This is a genomic window from Candidatus Competibacter phosphatis, from assembly GCF_012939995.1.
GTDB lineage: Bacteria > Pseudomonadota > Gammaproteobacteria > Competibacterales > Competibacteraceae > Competibacter > Competibacter phosphatis.
Genome location: NZ_SPMZ01000084.1, coordinates 1 through 23,617, shown reverse-complemented (window position 1 = coordinate 23,617; position 23,617 = coordinate 1). Strand labels below are relative to the sequence as shown.

Genomic DNA, 23,617 nt, shown 5'->3' with positions numbered 1-23,617 from the left:
GGCAAAAAGGGCTTGAATCCGTTGTTTCAGCCAAAGTGGGGGAAGTGAGGGGAGTGAGGTGCCGTGTCTGGCGTGGCTAAAGTGGGGGAAGTGAGGGGAGCTCGATGATTACAGGTCATGGGGAGATAAGGATTTGCCATCCCCCACTTTATAGGCTAAACCTTATGAGCGATGGCGCGGCACCCATGCACGAGGGAAAATCGGTGAGCCTCAGCATCAACGATCTGCTCAGCAACGACGTAAAGAAGCCCACGGCGCTGGTTCACTTCGAGCGCGACATGTCTCTGACCGAGCAGAAGGTGATGACGCTCATCATTTTTCACTGCCAAGTGGCCGACAAGGACGAGCGTGGGTTGTACTACATCAAGAAAAGCTTTGTCCGCCGATTTTTGGGATGGGATGACAGCAACAATTACCCACGGATTTACGAGGCATTCGAAAAGATCTTCGACAATACCATCAAATGGAATTTGCTGGGCAAGGATAAGACCTTTAAAAGCTTGCGATGCAAGTTGATTGTCAGTTTGCTCGAACCGACCGAAAGCGGGCAATTTATCGGCTTCAAGATTCATCCCGATCTGGAACCGGTAATCAAGGACCCCCGCTTTTCGCCAAGATCAAACTCATCATGATGTCGATTCTGGCAAAGCCAAAATACGCTTTTCCTCTGTACGAGATTTTATCCGACTGTTATTCTCGTGGGGAAAAATCCGCTCGTCTTTCGCTACGGGAATTAAAAGAATCCCTGGGGATCATGGGTCCTTACTACGATAACTTCGTGGCTTTCAAAAAAGGAAATTCTCAAGCCAAATTTGGCGATCATCAACCAGAATACTGATTGCGTGGTGACCTATGAAACATATCGTGAAGGTAGAAAAAATAGCTGGAGTGGTGTTTGCACTTAGTAAGCAAGCATGGCACCCACCATTATTGCAAGAGCATATTAAAGAATTGCAGATTTATTATAAGAAAGATCACAACGGCTTGAACTTGCTTACTAACCCGTTACCAGGTATCGACGAGCAATTGTTCCTGGACAGTGTGAAGATGTATCATATTACGGAAATCGATGCCTTGCAGGCGATCAAGACTCATGGCTTGGAGGGTGCTGTGCAAATACGCGATTATGTATTGCAGCAGGCAGCTCGCTATAAGGAGAAAAAAAGACGGAGTTCGAGATATCGGCGCTTATATGATGCGGTGTTTTCGTGAAGGATATGGTAAGAAGAATCGGGAAAAATATCCGGCAAATCCAGTGCCTAAATTGACCGATTCATCAAGTTCAAAAAACGCTGGAGAAGAGTATTACGGCATCGGATACTCAGGCATTTCATATCGGCAAGGAATTTCGAGAGTATCAGGGCAAGCTTGTGGATGAAATTCTAGATAAAATGTCGCCGGAAGAGAGAGGAAAATTCAATGAGCAGTTTGCGCATCAAAAATCCAATCTGGGCCAATAAAATTTAGAGAGTTTGGCTTAAAAAACCCCAATGATGCGTTCCGCTTTTTTACAAGTTCGCTGTCGATAGATTGCTCGCTCCAGAACATCTGGATATAGCAGTATTCGCGCGCGATAAAGGGGTATCTGAAGAAATCATCGAGATACTGAAGACACGGTAATGCATGGCCCGGAGCGTTTTGGGATCAATCGACGAATGGATTTTCAAGCCAACGATTTCCGCCGGCGCAGGTATCGAAAGATTGACTTTCGCACCTTACGCCGGCTTTTGCTTGCTCGGTCAGCCGGAACGAGTACCGGCGACCGATGCCGCGTCAAGCCGCTTCTTGTTCCATGGCGGGATGCGCGGCTTCAAATTGCCGCAACACCTGCTTCCAGTGCAAGGCTTCGTCTGGATGGCCGTGCCGTGCGGCATTCCTGATGTCATCGCGGATGATCCGATCGATTTGCATTGCACCACCCAGTTGGTGAATCAGGCAGCAACCCAACTCAGCGGCGACGATTTCCGGCACATGCTCATGCTGAGCAATGGCCTCGATTTCCTCTTTCTCCAGGTCGGTCAAGCCGACGCAGTCGTCATAAGTCAACATGACATCACCTCCATCATCGATTTGGAGCCAGCCCCCGCCAGCGGACATGACCCAATGCGGGAATCGGTCTCCATGTTGTTGCTTTGCACCCGATTGAAAGCCAATTTCGATCATTGGATGCTCATATTTTAATACAAAAAACCATAAATTAATAGTTAATTAACTGTGACTGGTTTTTTATGTTGTTGACCGTCAAGATTATCGCCCGGTGCGCTTACCCTCTCCCGCACGGTCTGAAAAGCAGCTTATTGTAGCTTGAGCCCAATGCCACAGTTGGTTTGTGCGATCCAAACCTTGAACGAAACCCGGATACCATACACGGCATCCGGGGAAGGGATCAGTCCAGAATCGAGGCCAGAACCCAGACATAGAGGGCTCCAACCAACAACTGCGCCACCGCGATCGGCAGGCCAATGCGCAGGAACTGCATGAAGGTCACTCGCTTGCCGTGGGCTACGCAAATGCCGACGGCGACGACATTGGCCGAGGCACCGATCAATGTGGCGTTGCCGCCCAGGGTGCCGCCGAACATCATGGCGACGAACACCGGCAGCGTGGTGTTGGGCCAGTCGGTAAAACCGGCGGCCAACGCGATTTCGGGTACCGTTTCGGCCGTGACCAGGTAACCCGTTATCATCACCAGCGCGGCGGCGACCACCGGGATGTTGGCAAGCAGGCTCGACAGTATCCCGATACCGGCGAGCGACAGGAATGCCACCGGCATCACATTGGCCCCGAACCAGCCGTAGAGTTGGATCGACAAGCCTTGCAGCAGCTCGGTCTTGATGAAGGCCTGGACCAAAGTGAAGATGGCGGCGAGAAATACGATCGTCTTCCAATCCACGTCGCGGATGACCTCGCCCACCGGCTCGATGCGCGCGCCATAGACCACAAGCAGCGCGAGCGCCGCGCCGATGATCGCGACCGCCGGGGGAACAATATGGTTTGGTAGAGACTCTCCGATCAGGAACAGGATGACCATGATCACGAGCACCAGAAGCGACAGTACCAGGAAGGTGGGTTGCTTGATGGTCACGCGTGGACGCTCGTGCGGCAGAGTCATCCGCGTCGCCCAGATCTTCGGCAGCAGGAGCGGCAGCAGCGGCACGACGGCTATCACCGCCAGCAGACCGCCCAGGCTTACCATCCGCAGATAATCGACGAAGGACAGCCCGATTGCACTGCCGACCAGAAAGGTTGCGGGGTCGCCCACCAGAGTGAGCATGCCGGCCGCGTTACTGACGATGGCGGTGATGATCAATGGTCCGACGAAATCCACCTTGAGCGCCTGGCAAACCCCGACAATGATCGGGGCCACCAGAATGACGGCGGTCGCGTTGGGCAGGAAAGCGCACACGGGCGCGACCAGCGCGACGATCAGCAGCAGAAACCGCTTACCGCTGCCGCCGGTGGCGTGGAGGAATGCATCCCCGAACCATTCGAAGATCCCGGTCTTGCCGATCACCCGCGCCACCACCATGCCGCCGAAGAGCAGGGCGAGCGGACCGCTGGCGGTGTGCACGATCGGTATTAGATCGCTGCCGTCGAGGATACCGAACACGATCAGGACGCTGACCCCGAGCAGGGCGGCGACCGTCATATCGATCAGGTCGAACGCGATCAAGAGGATCACCGCGACGAAGACACCGATGGTGAGATAAATCTGAAAGTCGGTCATTGAAGCATCACTCAGTCGATCGGCGGCGCATAGTGGAGTCCGCCCTGGGTCCAGAGTCGGTTGAGACCGCGCTCGATCTTGAGCGGACTGTCGCGCCCGACGTTGCGCTCGTAGATCTCGCCATAGTTGCCGACGGCCCGCACGGCCCGTATCCCCCAGTCAGGCTCGATACCCATCGATCGTGCGATGAGGTCCCTTTCATCGGCGGACCGCCGCACCAAGAGGTTTTTGTTCTCCGCGAGGACCGCATCAAGGTTGTCGCGCGTGATGCCGTATTCCTCGGCGAGGATCAGGGTGTTCAGGACCCACCGGATCACCGAGGTCCATTCCGGATCGCCGCTCCAGACGACAAGGCTCAGTGGTTCCTTGGAAATACGCTCGGGGAGGATCACGAAAGCCTGTCGATCCTTCGGTGCATGCAACCGCATGCCGGCGAGTTGCGCGGCATCCGACGTGTACGCGCGACAGCGGCCGGCGAAGAGGGCTTCCTCGGCCTCGGGAGCCGAATTGATCACCAGCGGCTTCATGGGCCAGTCTTTCGCCGCGAAATAGGTCTCCAGGTTGCGCCGGTGCGTCGTCCCTCTCGTCACGCAGATGGTCGCGTCCTTGAGATCCGCAATGCTTTTGATGCCCACCCCGTCCGGGACCAGGAACCCTTGGCCGTCGTAGAAAAGGATCCCCGGAAATTGGACTTTCAACACCACCTCACGAGTGAGGGTCCAGGTGGTGTTGCTCAGCAGCAGGTCGATCCGGCGCGATTGCAGCGCGGGGAAGCGGGTCGAGGCGATCAGCGGTACGAACTCGACCTTATTCGCATCGCCCAGGACCGCCGCCGCCACCGCGCGGCAGAAGTCCACGTCGAGTCCGCGCCAATGTTCGTCGGCATCGCGCTCGGAAAAACCCAGAATGCCCTCACTTACTCCGCAGCGCAGTTGCCCGCGGGCCTTCACACTATTCAAGACCTCGCCGGCCTCGACTTGCGGCAAGACCGCAAGCGTCAGGACCAGCAGGGCGACGCAACAAACAATCCGGTCGATTTTCATCCGGGACCTTCGAGATGGGTGAACGTTGACATTGAGAGAGCGTGCCAGCGCTACCATGGATGCAACCCTTCATTCTGAGTACGGAAGGGTATGATCCCGGAGTGGGCTGTTTCACGCGGAACCGCTAGAACTGTAGGCGCGAGTTTTGCCCCCCAAACACCGAAGGCACTAGACTCGGACAATTCCAAGCAACCAAAAACGCACAATATATTGGGTTAATTGGTAAAGCAATACACAATAAATGGTGCCTTGGACTGGTGGTAACCCAGTGCCAACATCGGAATCATCGTCGTTATCGATATGGGTCCGGTGGGCGACTCGCACTGCCAGAGTATGTGCCTGAAGACAGCTTGAGAACCGGCCAGGAGGGCGTTTGACCGAGGGATGCTCGGGTGGTCCAGATGGAGGCGCTTGTGCTCTCGAACCCCGCGCCCGCGGCGAAGGAATCAGAGAAAGGCGGGAATGAAGGTTCTGGGAAATAGGCTGTGCGCCAAATTGACCACCTCGACATCGGCATTACGCAAGGGGTTGGTCCGGTTACGAACCGCGGCCAGGATCTTTTCCGCTTCCTCCCGGGGTTTTCTCGACGGCGGGTGCGTCGAGGCCCGCACCCGTAACCGTTTACCCCCGTTGGTGCGACACCAGCGCACCCAATCGCTCCCTTCCCCGGAATACATGCAATCGAATCCCCACACTTGGCCGACCAGATTCAGGTAGGACGACGATGAGTTCGCGGCCGCTTTCAAGGCGGTTCCCCCTCCCGAATGCGCGGCGAGGATGATGGCGGGCGGATTGGGTACCTGGACCGGACAAGGGCGTGTCGGGGTGGCGTACTCGATCATAACTCGCAATCCGTACTCGATCAGCGCCGTGAGGCCGTCGCCGGTCTGGAACTGCTGAAAGGCCGAGCCATGCCCTCCCCAGGGTTGGATCAAGGTCACCTGCTTGGCGCTCAGCAGGGGGCGTAAATCGCGCGTGGTCGGATTCGAACGGAGATAGGCGGGCAAGTCGGCCGAGTCGTTATGGCCATGAAAATAGACGAGGGTCGATACTGCTTCGGCGATCTTGACGCTGGTTGGCAAGAACGCCATCGCGTCGCCTATTCGCGCCCCATTCCGATAGACCGGGAAAAAGTGGGTCGTGCCATTGGCATCTGTCGTGGATGTCACCATGATTCAGCTCTCCCATACACCGCCGTCGGAATCGGTTTAGCTGGCGGGTCCCGCGCCGCCGCCGCTTCCACCTTCGCCGCTTCGGCCGCCACCGAACAGGCGGCCGATGAAGGAAAACACCTTGACGATGGCCCGCCACAGTTTGGGCAGCAACCAGATCATCAACAAGATGAACACCAGCAATGCCGCCAGAAACAACCATGGATAGTGCAGGGCGGCCCATAGGCCGGCGATCACCGTCACATCCTCGGTGATAGACGCCGCCCAGTTGGTGAACGGCTCCGGCGAGGCATTGATCACCACCCGGCTGCCCGCTTTGGCCGCGTGACTGGTGGCGGCCAGGGAGCCACCGACCAGCATGGCCGCGAACTCCGCCGGCGCGCTGACATCGCCGACCGCGCCGGCGGCCAGCAAGGCACCCGCCGGGATACGAACGAAAGTGTGCAGCGTATCCCAGCCGGTGTCCACGCCGGGCACCTTGTCGGCGAAGAATTCGATGCAGTACATGACCGCCGCCGCGCCCAGCACCAGCGGATGGCTGAGCATCTGTAATTCCGGCGGCAGGGCGATGTCGCCGCTCATGCCCAGATAACCGAGCATGAACACGGTGGCGTACAGGTTGATGCCACTGGCCCAGGCCGAACCCATGGTCAGGGCGATGGTATGAATGGGATCCATCGTTAACTGCCTGTCATGAACCTGTCATGTCCCACGAGCCTGCGGGTTTGCCGATCCAATTCACCTTGGCGCTCTCCATGGAACACGGCATCACCCGCTAGCGCAGATACATCCCATCGGTCCCGACCTTGCCGGGTCCGTTCAGGACGTAGATACCAGCCGAGTTACCGCGCACATGGAAGGAAATGCTGCCATTACCCACATTGATTTCGTTGCCGGTGACCACATCGCGGTAGACGCCGTTGCGAATATCGCCAACGCTGATGCCCTGATCGCCGCCGATGGCCAGCCCGACCACGGCATAGCTCTCACCATTGTTGTGATCGCGGACGAAACTCATGCCGCTACCCCATTCGTGGATGTGGCTCATCGCTCCCTTTTGCAAGGCGGGAACGGCTTGGCGGATCTGGTTCAACCGCTTGATGTGCTGGTACAGCGAATGGCTTTGGGTCTGGCCGATCCGCTCGTCGGTCAGATGATCGCCGAAATAGGCGCGACCGGTCTGATCCAGGGTGTCGTCGTTGCCGATCACATCCTGCGGCGCACCCTTCATGAACTCGATTTCCTCGCCGTAGTACAGGCAGGGAATCCCGCGCACGGTCCATAGCAGATTGTAGGCCGCCGCCGCCATCCACTGTTCGCCCTTGAAGCGGAAGCGGAAGTCGTTGTCGGGGCCGACATCGTGATTCTGCAGGAAGGTCACCAGCTCGCTGGCGTTGCCGTAAATCCAATCCATCTCCAGCACCCGACCGACGCCGTCGAAACTGCCCCGGCTCAGGTTGTCGCGGAAGGTGGAGAACAGCCCGAAATCGAGTTGCGGAAAGCCGGAGTCGCCGCCGGAATTGGGATCGCGCGGGTCATGACCCAGCCGGGTGTACCACCACGGGCGGATGAAGGAGGGACCATTGTCGCCGCCGCCAAGATCGCCCCAGCCGTAACCCTTGACCAGATTCTCGCCGAACACGAACAGGCCCGGCTTATGCGCCTTCCAGGCGTTGACGTATTCCAGCAGGTTGTCGCGCGGCACATGCTTGACGGTGTCGATGCGCAGCGCGTCCACCCCCATGTCGAGATAGCGATTGACGGAACCGATCAGATAATCCTTGACGTTCTGGCGATCGGTGGCCAGATTGATGCAATCGCCGGCGATATGCTTCAACTGCACCGCCGCGCTTTCCCAGTCACCGCCGCAGATGAAGCCGTGCTGCATGTACCACTCGGGATCGAGCGTTTGGGCGTCGATGCCGAAGAAGCGGCCGGGATTGTAGCCGGACTTGGGCACGGTCTCGCCGGTCTTGGGATCGACCAGCGGAATCTTGCCCTCCGGGTCCATGGCGTGCCGCTCCCGATACCACTCGGGCGCGACCGGATTGTCGATGTCGTCGCGGTTCGGCCAGGCGTAATTGCCGAGATTGCCCTGATACGGCCCGTGGTTGACCCGGCCCTGCTCGGAACCCTGCGGCACATAGTATTTGATCGGCAGATGATCGATGTGAACCTTGCCGCGAATGCCATACTGACAGGAATGGTTGACCACCACGTCCTGAATGATCTTGATACCGCGCTTGTGCGCCTCGTCGATCAGATCCTGATAGGTCGCGTCCGGCGATTCCAGCCGGGGATCGATCCGAGTCCAGTCGTAGGCGTGGTAGCCGTGATAATCGAGGCCGCTGCGATTCTCGACCGGTGGCGTGATCCAGATCGCGGTGAAACCCAGATCACGGATGTAGTCCAGCCGCTGGATCAGTCCCTTGAAATCACCGCGCCAGTGTGGATCTTCAGGCTGGCCGGTCGTGCGATTAAACTTGATGCGGTCGCGGCAGAAAAAAACTGTTACTGGGGTCGCCCTCGTAAAAGCGGGCGGTCAGCAAAAAATAGATGGTTTCCTCGCGGAAATCGCCCAATCCGTCGCCGCGTTCCCGGCGAGTAGGCGCGGGCGCGGGCGTGATGGTTGTCGAGGGGGCTGGTTTGGACGCGGCGACCGGCGCTCCGTCGGCAACCGCCGGCGCCAACGGCGCCGGTTTTTCCTCGAACCATTGTTCGTCCCGGTAGTAGCCGCTGCCCTCCCGCGAAAGATTGCTGGTTTGCCGGCCCTGATTGTCGTTGAAAACCAGCTTGATCGTGGTTACGCCTTCGAACCGGTACGCGAACCAGTCATCCCCCTGCGCCGTCATCGGCGTGCCTGGCCAGTTCGTGGCCCGGCCGCCCGGCTGGGCGTCCCAATAGTGGATGCGAACGGTATCGGCCCAATCGGCGGGCTTGTGGAAATAGACGATGAGATCGGTCATAACAACGGTTCCGGTAAACGAGCGGTTTCGGTACGAAAGGTCCTCGTCCATGATAGACCGGGTTAATGGCTTGTCGAGGTCTGGCATGGAATAAGCCACCGAGATCGGCTGGCCTTCACGACGCGGGTAGGGCAATTTCCCATGCACATCGAATCACGCGACCCATCGTTCAGTTCCTGGCGAAGCAAACTTCATGAAATCATCTTCGAGGCGAATACGCCAGCCGGAAAATATTTCGATATCGTGCTGATCGTCTTTATCGTGCTGAGCGTATTCTGCGTCATGCTCGACAGCGTGAGCGAGTTCCGGGCGGCTTACAGCACGCCCTTGCACATACTGGAGTGGTTTTTCACCCTGGTATTCACCGTCGAGTACGGATTGCGGCTGATATGCGTGCAACGCCCCTGGCACTATGCGATCAGTTTCTACGGCATCGTCGATCTTCTTAGCATTCTGCCTGCTTACCTGAGCCTGCTGATCGCTGGAACCCATTATCTGCTGGTGATCCGTATTCTGCGCATCCTGCGCATTTTCCGTATCCTCAAGCTGGTCACTTACTTGGGGGAAGCCCGGCAACTGACGCGGGCGTTGGTGGCGAGCCGACGCAAGATCGGCGTGTTTCTTTTTACCGTCGTGACGCTGGTGGTGATCATGGGCTCGCTGATGTACGTGATCGAGGGCGAGGAAAACGGCTTCACCAGCATTCCCCGCAGTATCTACTGGGCCATCGTCACCCTGACCACGGTGGGGTACGGCGACATCGCTCCGCGTACCGATCTGGGTCAACTTCTGGCCGCCTTCATCATGATTCTGGGCTATGCGATCATCGCGGTGCCCACCGGCATCGTTACGGTCGAGATGTCCAACGCGTTCCGCCAGCCAGTCGACAATCGTGCCTGCCCGGTTTGCGCCGCCGAAGGACACGATCACAACGCTGTTTTCTGCAAGTTCTGTGGCGGCAAGCTGTGAGTGCCGTCGCTCGCCCCACGCGCCACCGATTTGCCGCGCGGCAAATCGCCGGGCTTTCGACACGCGAAGGCAAACTTCTTCCTCTACACTATCGTTACAGCTATACAATCCAGAATCGACGCTTTGCCTGATATTCATATCCAACATGATCGATCATCTCGACCGAATCTGCGATGCCGCCGCCGGTCGCGGCGAGCAAATCCAGCGCAAGATCCTGGAGCATCTGGGTCACGGCCACCAGCAGAAAACCCTGCCCGATTTCACCATCCAGCGGGCCGCCGAACTACTGGGCGTCAGCATCTCCCGAATTCGGGCGCTGGAGGGTTCGGAACGTTTTCCGCCACCCCGCGCGCGACAGGCGGGTGCCATCCAGCAGCGCATTTACAACTACAACGAGGTTAACCGGCTGCGCGAACTGCTGGGCGAGCGTCCGACCCGGCCGAAGACGGCGCCACCCCTCAACATTACCTTCAGCAACCTGAAGGGTGGCGTCGCCAAGACCACCCACGCCATCCATTGCGCCCAGTATCTGGCGGTGCGAGGTCACCGAGTGCTACTGGTCGACGCCGATCCACAGGCCACCGCCACCGGCGCCTTCGGCATCCTGCCGGACATCGATTTGGGCGAAGACGACGACTTGAGCGGGGTAATCCTGGGCACGCCCGAGGCCATCGATGGCATCGTTCGGAAAACCTGCTGGGACAATCTGGACCTGATTCCCGCCTCGCTTTCCCTGCAACGGGTCGATCTGCTGATCGCCCGCGAGCCGGCCGCAACCACCCAACAACTGGGCTCGCCCCTGCTGCGGCTGCGCCGGGGCCTGGGTCGGCTGGTCGACCGCTACGACGTCATCGTGGTGGATACGCCGCCGGCACTGGGGATGCTGAGCCTGAACGCCATCGCCGCCGCCAATCTGCTGATCATCCCGATCGAACCCCACATGTACAGTCTGGGTTCGTCCGTGCAATATTTTCGCATCCTGCGGGACGTCATCCGCCGGCACCGGGACAGCATCGGCGTGCAGCGCATCAACATGCTGCTGACCCGGGTCGACGAACAGTCGCCGGAAACCCAGGGCGTGATCAAGCTGCTGGCCAGCGCCTACGGGGGAATGTGCCTGACCAATCACATGCCGCTCAGTCGGGAGTTGCAGCGGGTGGCCACCGATCATCTCGGTCTCTACGAAATCGAGCAACCGCGCGGCGCGCGCGAAACCTTCACCCGAGCGGTGCAGGCCATGGATCGGGTCAACGCCGACATCTTCAGCCAGATTCGCTCGTTGTGGGACCTTCATCCAGATGCACCCGCCGTCACCGACCGGCCGTCGATGCTCGACGATATGCTGTGAGTTGCCGCCATGGCCAAACGCCCTCGCGATACCCTGGATTATCTGGCGGTCCTGGCCGGTGAGACGGCGACGCCCCTGAGCCCACTCCCCGCCGGCTCCTTTCTCGACCTGCCGCTTACCGATATCCGCCCTAGCCCCTGGCAGGCTCGCAAGCATTTCGATCCCGGTCAGCTCGCCGAACTGGCCGATACCATCCGCGAGCACGGCGTGCTGCAACCGGTGCTGGTTCGGCCCAGCCCGGAAGGTTATGAGCTGATTGCTGGCGAGCGACGCTGGCGAGCGGCGCAACTAGCGGGCATCGAGACTATCCCGGCACTGGTCCGAGACGTCGGCGACGAACAGGCGGCCACTTTGGGTTTGGTCGAGAATCTACAACGCAGCGATCTGAACCCGATCGAAGAAGCGGAGGGTTATCGGACCCTGATCGATCGTGGGCTTTCCCAACAGACGATCGGTGTGGCGGTGGGCAAATCGGTTTCCACGGTCAGCCGTAGTCTGGGCATGCTGGATCTGGCCGATCCTGTCAAGGACGCGCTACGCGATGGCCAATTGAGCCATGCGCATGGCCGGGTGCTGCTTTCTCTGCCCAAAGCCGAACAGGCACGGCTCGCCCAACTGGCGATCCGGCGAGCCTGGAACAGCCGGCAGATCGAACAAGCCGCTCGCAAACTGAAACAACGCATCGACGACGACACCCGCCGCGGTCGGCGTGCGCGGCGGGAAGATCCTGACATCGCGGCCCTGAGCGAGCGGATTTCAGGCCATCTGGGCGCAAAAGTGGAGTTTCGCAATCACCCAACCGGCTCGGGGCAGTTCGTCATTCATTACGCCAGCGCCGACGAATGCAACGGCATTCTGATGAAACTGAATTTGCTTGATCTGGCAAGCGATTGACTTTCCGATTGAAAAAGCCGGTATTTGCCGCGCGGCAAATCGCCCTGGCCGATTACGACGCCCGAGGCGCCGCGCTGGCCGGTTCATGGGCGGGTCCGTGCCGGATGCGCGCGAAGTGGGAAACATGGGCTGGCGATTCCGGCGGCCAGCTCGCCAGAAACTCCCGCTCCCAGCGGTCGGCGTCGAAGGCCAAGGCCAATGCGTCGATGTGGACGCCTCCCAAGGTTCCACCGTACAAACGCGGGTGTGGACTGGGCGCAACGCCAATGCGGGTGACGACGCCGAAGCGGGTATCGGCGAAGTTGGCCATCCCCGCCGAACCGTTGTTGATGACCCAACCGGCGCGGTCGTCGAATTCGAATCGGCGGCAAACCGGTAGGCAGGTGTGGCTGCTGGCGAACACCTCAACATTCGCTGCCAGGAACGCCGCCGCCAGCCACGTCCGGTTCGCCGGATCGTCCAGCGCGTTCGCGTCGAACCGCCACCCGGCCAGCGCCTCGGCATCGCCATGCACCACCCCGACCCGCAGCTTGCCCACTCGGTAACGAGCGAACATCGGCAGTTCACGCAGACCGGCCAGCATCTCGGGATGACGCCGGGCGGTCGCCTTGAGCTTGGCGTGAATCCGGTTGGAACGCTCCACTATCCCGGCATCGACCGTGCTCGGATAGGCGCAGCCGCAACCAGCCTCTTCTCCTTCGACCAGTAATTCCGCTTCCACATTGCCGAGCAGGGCCGCATGGCGCAGCACCCGCTGGTTGACCTCGGCAAAGGCGGCGTCATCGACGTCGAACCAGTGAAAATCGCCGTTGAAACACAGCGTGACCGGACCGGATTCGGCGGCGGCCAGCGCTTCCACCGTCGCCAGCGCCAGCCGATTGCCATACAGTCCGCCGATCACGTACAGGGTATCCGCTACCCGTTCCGGTGCGGTCGCCAGCGCGGCCGCGCCATGGCGATAGCGCAGCGGACAGCTTCGACCGGGCTGCTCGCTCATGCGGATTGCCCTTCAGCAAGAGGCACGCCGCGCCAGCGACGCACGATTTCCGGCAGCAGAAATCCGGTGACGCAGATCAGTAAGCCGTAGAGATTGACGCCGAGCAGCAGGGCATACTTGCCTTCGCCGATAGCCCAGGCTGCCGGAATCCAACCCAGCGCCAGCAGAATGCCGATCATCAATCCCGGCCAGAAACTCAGGTGAAAGCTCCACGGCGAAAAGCCAACCCAGCGTTGCAGTAAGAACACCGGTGCCAGTCCCATCACCATGGTGCCGCTGAGCGTGGTGGCGGCGAGAATCTCGGCGCCGGCGATCATCGGCAGATTACCCAATACGGCGATGACGATCATCGCCACCGTGCCGTGGCGTAACGCCGATGCTGGCGGTTGCCGCCCAGCGACGGCGGGAAGCTCCTGCGCGACGATCTTGGAGAGCGAGGCGAAGGTCGAATCCAGGGTCGAACCGGCCGCCGCGATCATCAGCACCGTCATGACGAACAGCGCGCCGATTCCCAACGCCTGCGCCACCGCCGCCGGCGCGTTGCCGTTGACCGCCAGCCCGTCCAGCCGCGCATCGATGCCGACGAAGCTGAACACCAGGATGGCTAGAAAACCGCCGATGCCGGCCAGGATGAAAGCCTTCAGCATCGCCTTTTCCTCGGTGATGAAGCCACGATCCGTGAGCACCGGATCGTGGAAGGGATAGCTGAAAATCTGCAAGCCGGCGACCAGCAGCAAATCGACTCCGGCGGCGAGCTTGAATTCGCCCACGCTCAGCAGCGTCGTCATACCGTGTTTGGGCAGCACCAGCAGCAGCACGGCGGCCAGAAACACCACGAAGACGGCGGCCTGGATGATATCGGTGACGATGGAACCGCGCAGGCCGCCCTTGACGCTGTAGAACAGGGTGGCGGCGGTGAACAGCAGCGCCGCGCCGATGAATTGCGGGCTACCGGCCGGACCGTAATAACCGCCGACCACGGCGGTGTTGCTCCAAACTTCGTTGTACAAGCGAATCAGGATGGCGGCGGTGAAGGCCAGCGCCGCCGCCCGGCCGTACTTACCGATCAGGAAACTCACCAGGCTGGTGGCGCCAGCGTTGCGGCGCAGATGGTAGATGACGAATCCCGACAGCGGAATCGACAACCAGTAAGTCGCGTAGGCCAGTCCGCCGACGATGCCGTAACTGGCTCCCAGATTGGCGGCGTTGGTGACCGACTTGGCGAAAATCCAGGAGATGAAGATGCTGGCGGTTAGCGCCCATTGGCTGGCCATCCGTCCGTTGTTGTCCTCGCCTCGAAAGAAGGCGCCGACCGTGCAGGCATTCGGGGTGACGGCATACAGCGCCGCGCCATAGAAAATCAAAAAGCCCCAGAAGGTCAGGCCGAAGGCGGCGGAAAGCATGCGGTGAGCTCCTTACGTCAGCTTGTATGAGTCATGTGATTTACCAGCAGGCACCGACGGCGGACATCTTGTTCGCCAGGATGTCGTGTAGCGGTCAGTGCATTGGTCAAGACACCAATTAGTCGCGAGTAGGCATGAAATCCTTACAGGAGCACATCACTTCGTTCAGCACGGGGCTGACGACGAGCATCTATCCAGATCCTGGCTCAAGGCGTATCGGATGAACCAGCACACGGCGACGTTGGAACTCCCCAAAATCCCACGGACGATCGATGAACTAATGATCACCAGCGTCAAGGCTGACCGAGTCGATTCTCAAGATCCGGTCCCTTGGGAATAATGCCGTTCGGGTTGAGCGTGGGCAGCGAATAATAGAGCCGCTTGATGTGGTCGAACCGAACCGTCTCGGCGATTCCCGGCACCTGATACAAGCGGCGCGTGTACTCCCAAAGGCGAGGATAATCGACGAGCCGACGTATGTTGCACTTGAAGAGCCCATGATAAGCCATGTCGAAACGCACCAGGGTGGGAAACAGTCGCCAATCCGCCTCGGTGGGCCGTTCGCCCACCAGATAGGGTTGATCGGAAAGTCGCCGCTCCAGTTCGTCCAGCGCCGCGAACAGCCGATCCACCGCCTGATCGTAAGCCGCCTGGGTCGAGGCGAATCCCGCTTGGTAAACGCCGTTGTTGACCCGATCGTAAATCCAGGCGTTGAGCGCGTCGATTTCGTGGCGCAACGGTCTCGGATAAAGATCGAGACGGGCATCACCATGGGCATCGAATGCGCTGTTGAACATCCGAATGATTTCCGAGGATTCGTTGTTCACGATGGTCCGCTCGCGGCGGTCCCACAATACCGGTACGGTGACGATGCCGGTAAAGCTCGGTTGCGCCATGGTGTAGATTTCGTGAAGGTACTGTTTGCCGTACAAGGGATCGGCGGTTCCGCGACTGGCTTCGCCGAAAGCCCATCCTTGTGGACCGATGATCGGTTCCACCACCGCGACCGAGATGACGGCTTCAAGACGTTTGAGCGCGCGCACGATCAGGGTGCGATGAGCCCAGGGGCAACCAAGGGAGACATACAGATGATAACGACCCGGTTCGGCTGGAAAGCCCGACGAGCCGTCGGCGGTGATCCAGTTCCGGAAGGTGCGTTCCTCGCGACGGAACTCACCGTTCTCGGTTTCAGGCTCGAAGGGACGTTCCCGCACGACTCCATCGACGAGATCTTTCATGACGGTACTCCGGTGATGATGAGAGGGCTCGAAGGCATTCCATGCCTGGGTCTGTTTCCGTTGAGATGCCCGATTCGGTGAGTGGTCGGCCATTGATGCCGGCCGACCACTCCGCTCGCATGGGGATGGGCTGCTAGGCGGCGTCACGTTGCCAGCGTAGTGCGTAGGCGCCATCGCCCAACAACGCTTGCGCGCCGGCGGCGGCCATCAAGAACGCCGGATACTCCCAGCCACCGCCCGGATTCGCGAACAGCCAGCCGTTGGCGCCGTGCACTAGAACCACGGTTCCAGCCAACAAGGGAATCAGTGCCAGTGCCACCCAGCGACTGGCAACGCCAAGCAGCAGACTCAGCCCTCCGCCGATTTCGGCGACCATGGTTAGGTAGGCCAAGGGGCCTGGCAATCCCAGCGATTCGAAATAACCGACGGTTCCAGCCGGGGTGAAGACCAACAACTTGAGCAGCCCGTGGGCGATGAACATGGTGCCGAGCGCAAGGCGTAGGACCAGGGCGGCGTAAGGCGCGGTTCTTGGATCGATCATGATGAGACTCCTCGTTGATTGAGACAGCCTCAGTTTGATCGTTTTCATTTCATGGAAAAATAGGGTTTTTATTGATTAACTGTATCCGATATATTGACAATTATGGACACGATTATCGGGATGCGGACCTTTGCCACGGTCGTCAAAACCGGCTCCTTTACCGCGGCGGCGGATCGGTTGGGGATGTCGAAGGCGCTGGCCAGCAAGTATCTAAGCCAGTTGGAACAGCGGCTCGGCGTGCGGTTGCTCAATCGAACCACGCGGCATCTGAGCCTGACCGAGGCGGGGGAGATCTATTACGAGCGATGCCAACTCTTGCTGGACGCGTTTGACGAACTGGAGGCCGCGATCCAGGATCGCCATGAATCCCCACGGGGTTGCTTGAGTATCACGGCGCCGCAAACTTTCGGTGAGTTGTATCTGGTCCCAGCGGTGGCCGCGTTTTGGGAGCGATATCCCCAGCTCGCCATCGATCTGAGTCTCAGCGATCGCTTCGTCAATCTGCTTGAGGACGGTTTCGATCTGGGCGTTCGCATCGGTGAACTGGCCGATTCCAGCTTGGTGGCACGCCGCCTGGCATCGATCCGCATCGTCACCTGCGCCGCGCCGCGTTATCTGGAACGCCACGGCGTGCCGAGGCATCCCCATGAACTACCCGCGCACGCCTGCGTGATCGACACCAACGTTGACGTTTCCGCGCGCTGGCCCTATCGGATCGAAGGCGAACGGCAACAGATCGGCGTACAGGGACCGTTTCGCGTCAATAGCGCCCGCGCGGTGCGCGAGATGGTGATCGCGGGCGTCGGCGTCGGACGGTGCCCGGCCTACGCCATCGCGGACGCGGTTCGCGATGGTCACTTGCGGGTGGTGCTTCAGGACTACGAGATGATGGAGTATGGCTTATATGTGGTCTATCCCCACCGCAACTACCTGGCCGCCAAGGTGCGCGCTTTCATCGAGTTTCTCATGGCTCGCTTCGGTGTCCAGCCGGAATGGGAACGTTTCTGATCTTGATTTCCAGGGGAGTTCCCCTGAGTCCCGCTGTTTTCGCCACCATCCCGGTGGCTACTCGTCTGGTGTGGGATCGGATGGTGCGGCGGTGTGGTGGAGGGTATGGCCCTTCATGCGGCTGCGGCGGCGGTAGCCGTCGCTTCGAGCGCGCCACCGCAACTGCTGCCCTGGCCGGCGGTACAACCGTAGCAATGGTCGGCGACTCGGATACCCGCGCCCCTGAGATCCCGGTCCAGCAAATCGGCAAGATGAGTGTGCCCCGAGCCATTGGCACCCAAGGGCAATTTCAGCATTTGGTTGAAATCGCAGTCGTACACGTAGCCCCGCCAGTCCACCGAAACCAGGCTGCGGCACATGACCCCCTCCAAGTTTTCTTCCCGATGCGCGGATTTGAGCAAGCCCATGTAGGGCTCGAATTGCCCCTTGGAGACGAGCTGGCTGCCGAAGCGCTGGATCGGCATGTTGGTCAGCGCGAGCAGGTGCGTGAAGATCACATCGTAACGCGCCGCCAACTCCTGCTTGTAGGTAGCCTCCAACTCGGCCTGATCGGGTGGCAATACCGGGTCGCCGGGGTTGTAGACCAGGTTCAGGGTCAGGCCGCCGGGTTGACCATAGCCCAGGGTGTTCAGCTTCCGTAACCCCTTCAGACTGGATTCGAAGACGCCCTTGCCGCGCTGCCTGTCGACGTTTTCTTCCAGATAGCACGGGAGGGAGGCCGTGATCTCGACCTGATGATCGGTCAGGAATTCCGCCAAATCTTCCTGATCGGGCTCATTGAGGATCGTCAGATTACAACGATCGATCACCCGAACGCCTCGGCCACGGGCGCTGGCGACCAGAGAGCGAAAACGCGGATTCAATTCCGGCGCACCGCCGGTCAGATCCAGAACCTCGACCCCGTGCGTGGCGATATAGCGCAGCAGCAGTTCCATCGTCTCCCAGCTCATTTCCTCGGTGCGCTGAGGACCGGCCGCCACATGGCAGTGCGTACAGGACTGATTGCAACGGTAGCCCAGGTTGGCTTGCAAGGTTTCGACGCGATCGCGATGGATGGCGGGGAAGTCAGTTTTCACGAGCAGGGGAAAAGTGTCACGCATGCTGGTTCTCTCGAAATGAGGGGATTCGTCGGTTTAGTCTGGATCAGGCGACGAATTCTTACAGACGAAGGCGATGCCACGGCCAGCGCCCGATCTGGGGCGCGGCCAAGCCATCGGACAAGGCGATGAACGTTTCGAAAGCGCTGAGTTTCAACGCGACGCGCGGACCCAAGTCGCCAACGCTCGAATGTGCTCCGGGCCGGTGCGGCAACAGCCGCCGATGATCCGGGCGCCATGAGCCGCCCATTCCCGCGCCTGCTCCGCGAACGCCGCGACCGTGCCGATACCCTGCCAGCGGTGGTGGGTGGTGTCGTAGACCTCGCCGGAATTGGGATACACCACGATGGGTTTGTTCGTGGCGGCGCGGATGGCGTCGATGAGAGCGGGAATATACTGTGGCGCGGTGCAGTTCACGCCGATGGCGGCGACCTGGGGGCAGGCGTCGAGCGCGGCGGCGCAGTCGGTCAGCCGCTCGCCGTGACAGGTGTGGATGCCATCGCGGGCACTGAAACTGATCCAGGCGCTCGCCTCTGGAAATTCGGCCAGCAACCGCACGAGGGCTTGAGCTTCGAGCAAGCGGGGCAAGGTTTCGCAAGCGAGAATGTCCAGTCCGGCGGCCAGCAGCGCCGCCAGTCGCGGCCGGTGGAATTCGATCAGCGCCGCTTCGTCGAGATCATAGTCGCCGCGATACTCGGAGCCATCGGCCAGAACGGCGCCGTAGGGACCGACCGAGGCGGCGACGAACGGGCGCGGGCGGCTTACGCGATGAGCGGGGTCCGCCCAAAAAGCGTCGCGGGCCTCGCGAGCCAGATACACCGAACGCTGGATCAGCGCCAGCGCTTCGGATGGAGCAAGACCGCGACGGGTGAAGCCTTCGACGCTAGCCTGATAGCTGGCGGTGATGACGCCATCGGCACCGGCAAGCAGATAATCCAGATGAAGCTGGCGGATCAGTTCCGGCGCTTCCAGCAGCACCTTGGCCGACCAGAGCGGGTCACGCAGATCGCAACCCCGTCGTTCCAGCTCGGTCGCCAGAGCACCGTCGAGAACGATCAGCGGATAATCCCGCAGGATCGAGGCAATCGGGTTCATGCACTATCGTCGGTGGAACCTCGGTGCTCCGGTGTCAGGACGTTGGGCGCAAGGTCGTGCTCAGGTCAAATCCGTTACCAGCGACTGCCGCAGCGTGTCCGACACCGCCGGCACGGTGGCGCTATAGTGGGGATGGTCCACCCCGACCGCCAGTGTCGCCCCGTGCTTGAGCCGACTTTTCATGTCCGGGTCCAATTCGAAACGCAGGAAATGCACGGCGCTGGTTTTCTCTTCGTTCTCCCGTTCCAAATCCTCATCGGCGATGGCTTGAACGGGCTCGCAACCTTCCACCTGGACCCAGACCCGGTCCTCGATGCCTTTCAGCCGGGACAGCATGTGCCGGCGCTGTTCGACGTCGGGATACTCGATCAGCATCGTCGCCTTGAAATTGCTCCCGTCCGGCACCAGCGGGTTATAGGCTTCCAGTTCGCCATTGATGCCCTCGTCCTCGAAGATTTTCTCGATCCGCAGCATTTCCTGCACCTGATAACGAAGCGTCAGTTCGTCTTCGAAAATCAGGGTCAAGTGATCGCCCAGCGGCAGGGTGCGTCCTTTTTTGTGGGTGAGCACCCGCGCCCGAAAAGCCGGGCGCTCCCTGGCGTACTGCTCCAACGACATCAGGCTGTTTCGAGTGATGGTCGGCATGATCGGCTCCCGAAGGTCATAGCCCGTAGGCGATACGGATAAGGGACAGGGGATGCTGCTTCTTGGTCTCGGTTCCGCCCATGCCCTGACAGATATGGCGGCCGGCGATCGCGCAATCCGAACTGACATAATCCGGGTCGGCCGCCGCCATCTGCCGGAAAACCGGCCGGCCGATCTTCATCGATAGATCGAAGTACTCGCTCTTGACGCCCCAAGTGCCGTCGTGACCGGCGCAGCGCTCCACGGTGGTAATCGTGGTGTCGGGGACCATTTGCAGCAACTCGCGGGTTTTCTGGCCGATGTTCTGCACGCGCAGATGGCAGGGAATGTGGTAGGACACCTTGCCGAGCGGCTGCTTGAAATCGGTCTTGAGCAAGCCGTCCTTGTGACGCAGCACCAAGTATTCGAAGGGATCGAACATCGCCTCGGCCACCGCTTGCACCTCGGCGTCCTCGGGATACATCAGCGGCAGTTCCTGTTTGAACATCAGGGTGCAGGAGGGGATGGCGGTCAGGATGGCGTAGCCGTCGCGGGCCAGCCGCGCCAGTTGCGGGATGTTGATCTCCTTCAGTCGATTCACCGACTCCAGGTCGCCGAGTTCGAGTTTCGGCATGCCGCAGCAGGCTTCCTTTTCGACCAAGGTGGTCGGAATTTCGTTGTGAGCGAGAATTCCAAGCAGATCGTGGCCGATACCCGGTTCGTTGTAATTGATGTAGCAGGTGGAGAAAACCGCCACCTTGCCGGGCGTCCGCTCGCCGTCGCGCGCGGGGAACTGGCCGTCGGTCCGGGCAGCGGCGCGGAAAGGTTGCGGCGCGTAGTCGGGAAGCCGGCGGTCCTTGTGAACCTTGAGCACCTTGTCCATCGCCCCGCGCGCGACTTTGTTCCGGTTGACCGCGTTGACGGTCTGCGCCACCACGGGAATCGCCAACAGCTTGCCCAGGGCATCGGTGCTGGTGAGCAGCTTGTCGCGGAAGTTGACTTCGCCTTTCTTGAACTTGATCGCCTTGGCCCGCAGCATCAGATGCGGAAAATCGACGTTCCAGGCGTGCGGTGGCACGTAGGGGCACTTGGTCATGAAGCAGACGTCGCAGAGGTAGCATTGATCCACCACCTCCCAGTACTTCGCCTTGGGGATGGCATCCACTTCGCCGCTATCGCCTTCGTCGATCAGGTCGAACAACTTGGGGAAAGCGTTGCACAGGCTGACGCAGCGCCGGCAACCGTGGCAGATGTCGAAGACCCGCTCCAATTCCGCCAGCACTTGGCCTTCGTCGTAGAATTCGGGGGTTTTCCAAGCAAGGGGATGCCGCTTCGGCGGTTCCAGGTTGCCTTCGCGCACGCTCATGGTGACCTCTCTACAGGGTGGAGGTTTGGGATACGGGCGGGCCGGGTGCGCCCGCCCGACATCCTCAGTCGGCTAACGCATCCAGGGCTTTCTGGAAGCGGTTGGCGTGGGAGCGCTCGGCCTTGGCCAGCGTTTCGAACCAGTCGGCGATTTCCTCGAAGCCTTCTTCACGGGCGGTTTTCGCCATGCCCGGATACATGTCGGTGTATTCGTGGGTCTCGCCCGCGACCGCCGATTTCAGGTTATTGCGTGAAGAACCGATCGGTAGACCCGTGGCCGGATCGCCGACCTGCGCCAGATAGTCCAAGTGACCGTGCGCGTGGCCGGTTTCGCCTTCCGCCGTCGAGCGGAACAGGGCGGAGACATCGTTCTGACCTTCGACGTCGGCCTTGTTGGCGAAATACAGATAACGACGGTTGGCCTGCGACTCGCCGGCAAAAGCCTCTTTCAGATTGCCTTCGGTCTGGGAACCCTTGAGCTGCATGGATGAACTCCTCTCTTTGGATGATCGGGCAAGCACAAGACCCCGTTATCATTAGGGTCAAAAAAAAGTGTAGTCCGGGATTCGCCATGCAGCTAATTGACTATATCAATGAGCTTGATAGCCAATGCTTATTCAGGCGATTCGAGGGCTTGGTCATGATCCTTTGTCTTGGAAACGGGCGAGAACGGGGATGGTTGGAATCCTGGCGCGCGGGACGGGTCGAATGATCGCGACTTTTCGTTTCCCCACTGGAGAAAGAGTCCATGTCAGCCTTGCTGCATTTGCTACGCCCGCACGAGCGGAATATCGGTTTCCCCGTGAAGCGCCTACTGCCCGCCGCCGCAGTGTCGGCGGTGGGGCCGTTCGTGTTCTTCGATCACATGGGGCCGGCGACCTTTCCGGCGGGAACGACGGAAGGCGACGTGCGGCCACACCCGCATATCGGCTTATCCACCTTTACCTATCTGTTCTCGGGGGCCATGTTGCATCGGGATAGCCTGGGCATGGTACAGCGCATCGAACCGGGCGCGGTCAACTGGATGACGGCGGGGCGCGGAGTGGTGCATTCCGAGCGAATTCCCGCCAATATCCGGGATTCGGGGCAACCGGTGGAAGGTATCCAGATGTGGCTGGCAGCACCGGTGGATCGGGAAGACGACGCGCCAGGTTTCCAGCATTATCCAGCGGAGATCTTGCCGCTGATCGAAGGAGGTGGCGCGCGGCTGCGCGTGCTGGCCGGCGCTTTCCAGGGTGTCGTCTCCCCGGTGCGCACCGAGATACCGACCCTGTGCGTGAGTGGTGAATTGGAAGCGCAAGCGACTCTGACGTTGCCGACCGAAGTCGAGGAATTGGCGGTCTACGTCGCAGCCGGCGAGTTGGTTTTGGCCGAACGAACGCTGGGCGCGGGCCAGATGGCGGTGCTCGATCCTCGGACGGAAACCGTGGCGCGCGCCACCCAGTCCGTCCGCTTGATGTTGATCGGTGGCCAGCGGCTGGATGGCAAACGATTGATCTGGTGGAATTTCGTGGCAACTTCCCGTGAGCGTATCGAGGCGGCCAAGCTCGCTTGGGCACGGGAACAGTTTCCGCGCATTCCCGGCGAAACCGAACGTATTCCCTTACCGGCCGGATCGTCGGCGGACGAGTTGGTTAAATTTTCGTCAAATTAACGCAACATTAGACGAGTCAAGTGGTTGGAGCTTTGCTGGTGCGTCTGGAGACCAGTTTATCCACAGCTTTTGTGGACAAGTCCGCGCGATCATCAAGACAAGCAGTCGTGGGGATCGCGTCACGACCCCCACGTTCACGCGACCGCCCGGCGGGCCACAACCCTCCTCCCATCCACTGGGGCGCTCCAAGGCATCGCCGGGATGCGGGCCGCGCCATTATCACTGTCATCACGAATCGTTGGAGGCGATCTGAAAAGTCAGGTCGCCTTGGCCAGCCGCCTGACCATGATCTGAATCATGGCCATTCGGACCCACGTTTCCGAGGTTTCGCGCAACCGTTCAAAATGAGGTGCCCCGCCTCACGCGGAATCCCCAAGTTCGTCGGAACGCTGAATCAATTAACGGCATGGCGACTTTTCATACCGCCGCTCAGAACTGCTCCGCCGACAGCGCCAGGATACTGGAGCCACCGCTGC

Annotated in this window: 23 protein-coding genes and 1 pseudogene; 9 read left to right on the top strand and 15 right to left on the bottom strand. The window is 60.1% G+C overall.

Annotated elements, in window-relative coordinates:
- The first annotated feature begins 185 nt into the window (after positions 1 to 185).
- Genes E4P82_RS22980 through E4P82_RS20185 form a run of 4 tightly spaced genes read left to right on the top strand, consistent with a single transcriptional unit; the run spans position 186 to position 1,212 of the window.
- Positions 186 to 632, top strand: coding sequence for a RepB family plasmid replication initiator protein (locus tag E4P82_RS22980; protein ID WP_169250565.1), 447 nt, complete (start codon positions 186 to 188; stop codon positions 630 to 632).
- Positions 629 to 838 (top strand): RepB family plasmid replication initiator protein, encoded by a 210-nt coding sequence (locus E4P82_RS22975; RefSeq protein WP_169250564.1) that lies wholly within the window; start codon positions 629 to 631, stop codon positions 836 to 838. Before E4P82_RS22980 ends, E4P82_RS22975 begins: the two co-directional genes overlap by 4 nt.
- Positions 813 to 905 carry a hypothetical protein gene (locus E4P82_RS23905; protein WP_420887147.1) on the top strand — a complete coding sequence of 31 codons (93 nt, stop codon included), beginning with the start codon at positions 813 to 815 and terminating at the stop codon, positions 903 to 905. The genes E4P82_RS22975 and E4P82_RS23905 overlap by 26 nt, the downstream gene beginning before the upstream one ends.
- A complete protein-coding gene (locus E4P82_RS20185; protein ID WP_169250563.1) occupies positions 865 to 1,212 on the top strand; it encodes a hypothetical protein in 348 nt (115 codons plus the stop codon). The genes E4P82_RS23905 and E4P82_RS20185 overlap by 41 nt, the downstream gene beginning before the upstream one ends.
- Before the next feature lie 561 nt (positions 1,213 to 1,773).
- Here E4P82_RS20185 and E4P82_RS20180 read toward each other — a convergent pair.
- The 6 genes and pseudogenes from E4P82_RS20180 to E4P82_RS20155 all read right to left on the bottom strand — a co-directional run bounded on the left by E4P82_RS20180 (position 1,774) and on the right by E4P82_RS20155 (position 8,908).
- Positions 1,774 to 2,049, bottom strand: coding sequence for a hypothetical protein (locus E4P82_RS20180; protein WP_169250562.1), 276 nt, complete (start codon positions 2,047 to 2,049; stop codon positions 1,774 to 1,776).
- 337 nt (positions 2,050 to 2,386) lie between these two features.
- Complete coding sequence (locus E4P82_RS20175; RefSeq protein WP_169250561.1) at positions 2,387 to 3,727, bottom strand: ArsB/NhaD family transporter; 1,341 nt, start codon at positions 3,725 to 3,727, stop codon at positions 2,387 to 2,389.
- Positions 3,728 to 3,738: 11 nt separating this feature from the next.
- The gene (locus E4P82_RS20170) at positions 3,739 to 4,770 is read right to left on the bottom strand and encodes an amino acid ABC transporter substrate-binding protein (RefSeq protein ID WP_169250560.1); all 1,032 of its coding nucleotides are present in this window, start codon (positions 4,768 to 4,770) and stop codon (positions 3,739 to 3,741) included.
- Positions 4,771 to 5,216: 446 nt separating this feature from the next.
- A complete protein-coding gene (locus E4P82_RS20165; RefSeq protein WP_169250559.1) occupies positions 5,217 to 5,861 on the bottom strand; it encodes a hypothetical protein in 645 nt (214 codons plus the stop codon).
- 117 nt (positions 5,862 to 5,978) lie between these two features.
- Entirely contained in the window at positions 5,979 to 6,620 is a 642-nt protein-coding gene (locus E4P82_RS20160; protein ID WP_169250558.1) for a DUF4126 domain-containing protein, read from the bottom strand.
- A 97-nt stretch (positions 6,621 to 6,717) separates the two neighbouring features.
- Positions 6,718 to 8,908 (bottom strand): annotated as a pseudogene (locus E4P82_RS20155) (alpha-amylase family glycosyl hydrolase).
- Between the two features lie 141 nt (positions 8,909 to 9,049).
- On the opposite strand from E4P82_RS20155, the gene E4P82_RS20150 reads away from it, so the two are divergent.
- From E4P82_RS20150 to E4P82_RS20140, 3 genes are all read left to right on the top strand, one after another.
- Complete coding sequence (locus tag E4P82_RS20150) at positions 9,050 to 9,877, top strand: ion transporter (RefSeq protein WP_169250557.1); 828 nt, start codon at positions 9,050 to 9,052, stop codon at positions 9,875 to 9,877.
- A gap of 145 nt (positions 9,878 to 10,022) precedes the next feature.
- Positions 10,023 to 11,225: an AAA family ATPase gene (locus E4P82_RS20145; RefSeq protein WP_169250556.1), complete on the top strand. Its 1,203-nt coding sequence runs from the start codon at positions 10,023 to 10,025 to the stop codon at positions 11,223 to 11,225.
- 9 nt (positions 11,226 to 11,234) lie between these two features.
- Positions 11,235 to 12,119, top strand: a complete 885-nt coding sequence (locus E4P82_RS20140) for a ParB/RepB/Spo0J family partition protein (protein ID WP_169250555.1) — start codon at positions 11,235 to 11,237, stop codon at positions 12,117 to 12,119.
- A gap of 52 nt (positions 12,120 to 12,171) precedes the next feature.
- Here the strand turns inward: E4P82_RS20140 and E4P82_RS20135 are convergent, their stop codons facing one another.
- The 4 genes from E4P82_RS20135 to E4P82_RS20120 form a co-directional block, all read right to left on the bottom strand.
- Positions 12,172 to 13,116: a hypothetical protein gene (locus E4P82_RS20135; protein WP_169250554.1), complete on the bottom strand. Its 945-nt coding sequence runs from the start codon at positions 13,114 to 13,116 to the stop codon at positions 12,172 to 12,174.
- Positions 13,113 to 14,519, bottom strand: coding sequence for an SLC5/6 family protein (locus tag E4P82_RS20130; protein ID WP_169250553.1), 1,407 nt, complete (start codon positions 14,517 to 14,519; stop codon positions 13,113 to 13,115). The genes E4P82_RS20135 and E4P82_RS20130 overlap by 4 nt, the downstream gene beginning before the upstream one ends.
- Positions 14,520 to 14,812: 293 nt before the next feature.
- Positions 14,813 to 15,757 (bottom strand): glutathione S-transferase family protein, encoded by a 945-nt coding sequence (locus E4P82_RS20125; RefSeq protein ID WP_169250552.1) that lies wholly within the window; start codon positions 15,755 to 15,757, stop codon positions 14,813 to 14,815.
- A 133-nt stretch (positions 15,758 to 15,890) separates the two neighbouring features.
- The gene (locus E4P82_RS20120; protein WP_169250551.1) at positions 15,891 to 16,298 is read right to left on the bottom strand and encodes a DoxX family protein; all 408 of its coding nucleotides are present in this window, start codon (positions 16,296 to 16,298) and stop codon (positions 15,891 to 15,893) included.
- A gap of 120 nt (positions 16,299 to 16,418) precedes the next feature.
- Between E4P82_RS20120 and E4P82_RS20115 the strand changes: the two genes are divergently transcribed.
- The gene (locus tag E4P82_RS20115) at positions 16,419 to 17,306 is read left to right on the top strand and encodes a LysR family transcriptional regulator (RefSeq protein WP_169250550.1); all 888 of its coding nucleotides are present in this window, start codon (positions 16,419 to 16,421) and stop codon (positions 17,304 to 17,306) included.
- A gap of 113 nt (positions 17,307 to 17,419) precedes the next feature.
- Here the strand turns inward: E4P82_RS20115 and arsS are convergent, their stop codons facing one another.
- The 5 genes from arsS to E4P82_RS20090 form a co-directional block, all read right to left on the bottom strand.
- Entirely contained in the window at positions 17,420 to 18,406 is a 987-nt protein-coding gene (arsS, locus tag E4P82_RS20110) for an arsenosugar biosynthesis radical SAM (seleno)protein ArsS (RefSeq protein ID WP_169250549.1), read from the bottom strand.
- Between the two features lie 150 nt (positions 18,407 to 18,556).
- On the bottom strand, positions 18,557 to 19,498 hold the full coding sequence (gene mmuM / locus E4P82_RS20105) for a homocysteine S-methyltransferase (RefSeq protein WP_169250548.1): 942 nt from the start codon (positions 19,496 to 19,498) through the stop codon (positions 18,557 to 18,559).
- A gap of 60 nt (positions 19,499 to 19,558) precedes the next feature.
- Positions 19,559 to 20,143: a DUF3501 family protein gene (locus tag E4P82_RS20100; protein WP_169250547.1), complete on the bottom strand. Its 585-nt coding sequence runs from the start codon at positions 20,141 to 20,143 to the stop codon at positions 19,559 to 19,561.
- A 16-nt stretch (positions 20,144 to 20,159) separates the two neighbouring features.
- Entirely contained in the window at positions 20,160 to 21,488 is a 1,329-nt protein-coding gene (locus tag E4P82_RS20095) for a heterodisulfide reductase-related iron-sulfur binding cluster (protein ID WP_169250546.1), read from the bottom strand.
- 64 nt (positions 21,489 to 21,552) lie between these two features.
- Positions 21,553 to 21,972 carry a rubrerythrin family protein gene (locus E4P82_RS20090; RefSeq protein ID WP_169250545.1) on the bottom strand — a complete coding sequence of 140 codons (420 nt, stop codon included), beginning with the start codon at positions 21,970 to 21,972 and terminating at the stop codon, positions 21,553 to 21,555.
- 263 nt (positions 21,973 to 22,235) lie between these two features.
- Between E4P82_RS20090 and E4P82_RS20085 the strand changes: the two genes are divergently transcribed.
- Positions 22,236 to 23,141: a pirin family protein gene (locus tag E4P82_RS20085; RefSeq protein WP_169250544.1), complete on the top strand. Its 906-nt coding sequence runs from the start codon at positions 22,236 to 22,238 to the stop codon at positions 23,139 to 23,141.
- The last annotated feature ends 476 nt before the right edge of the window (positions 23,142 to 23,617 follow it).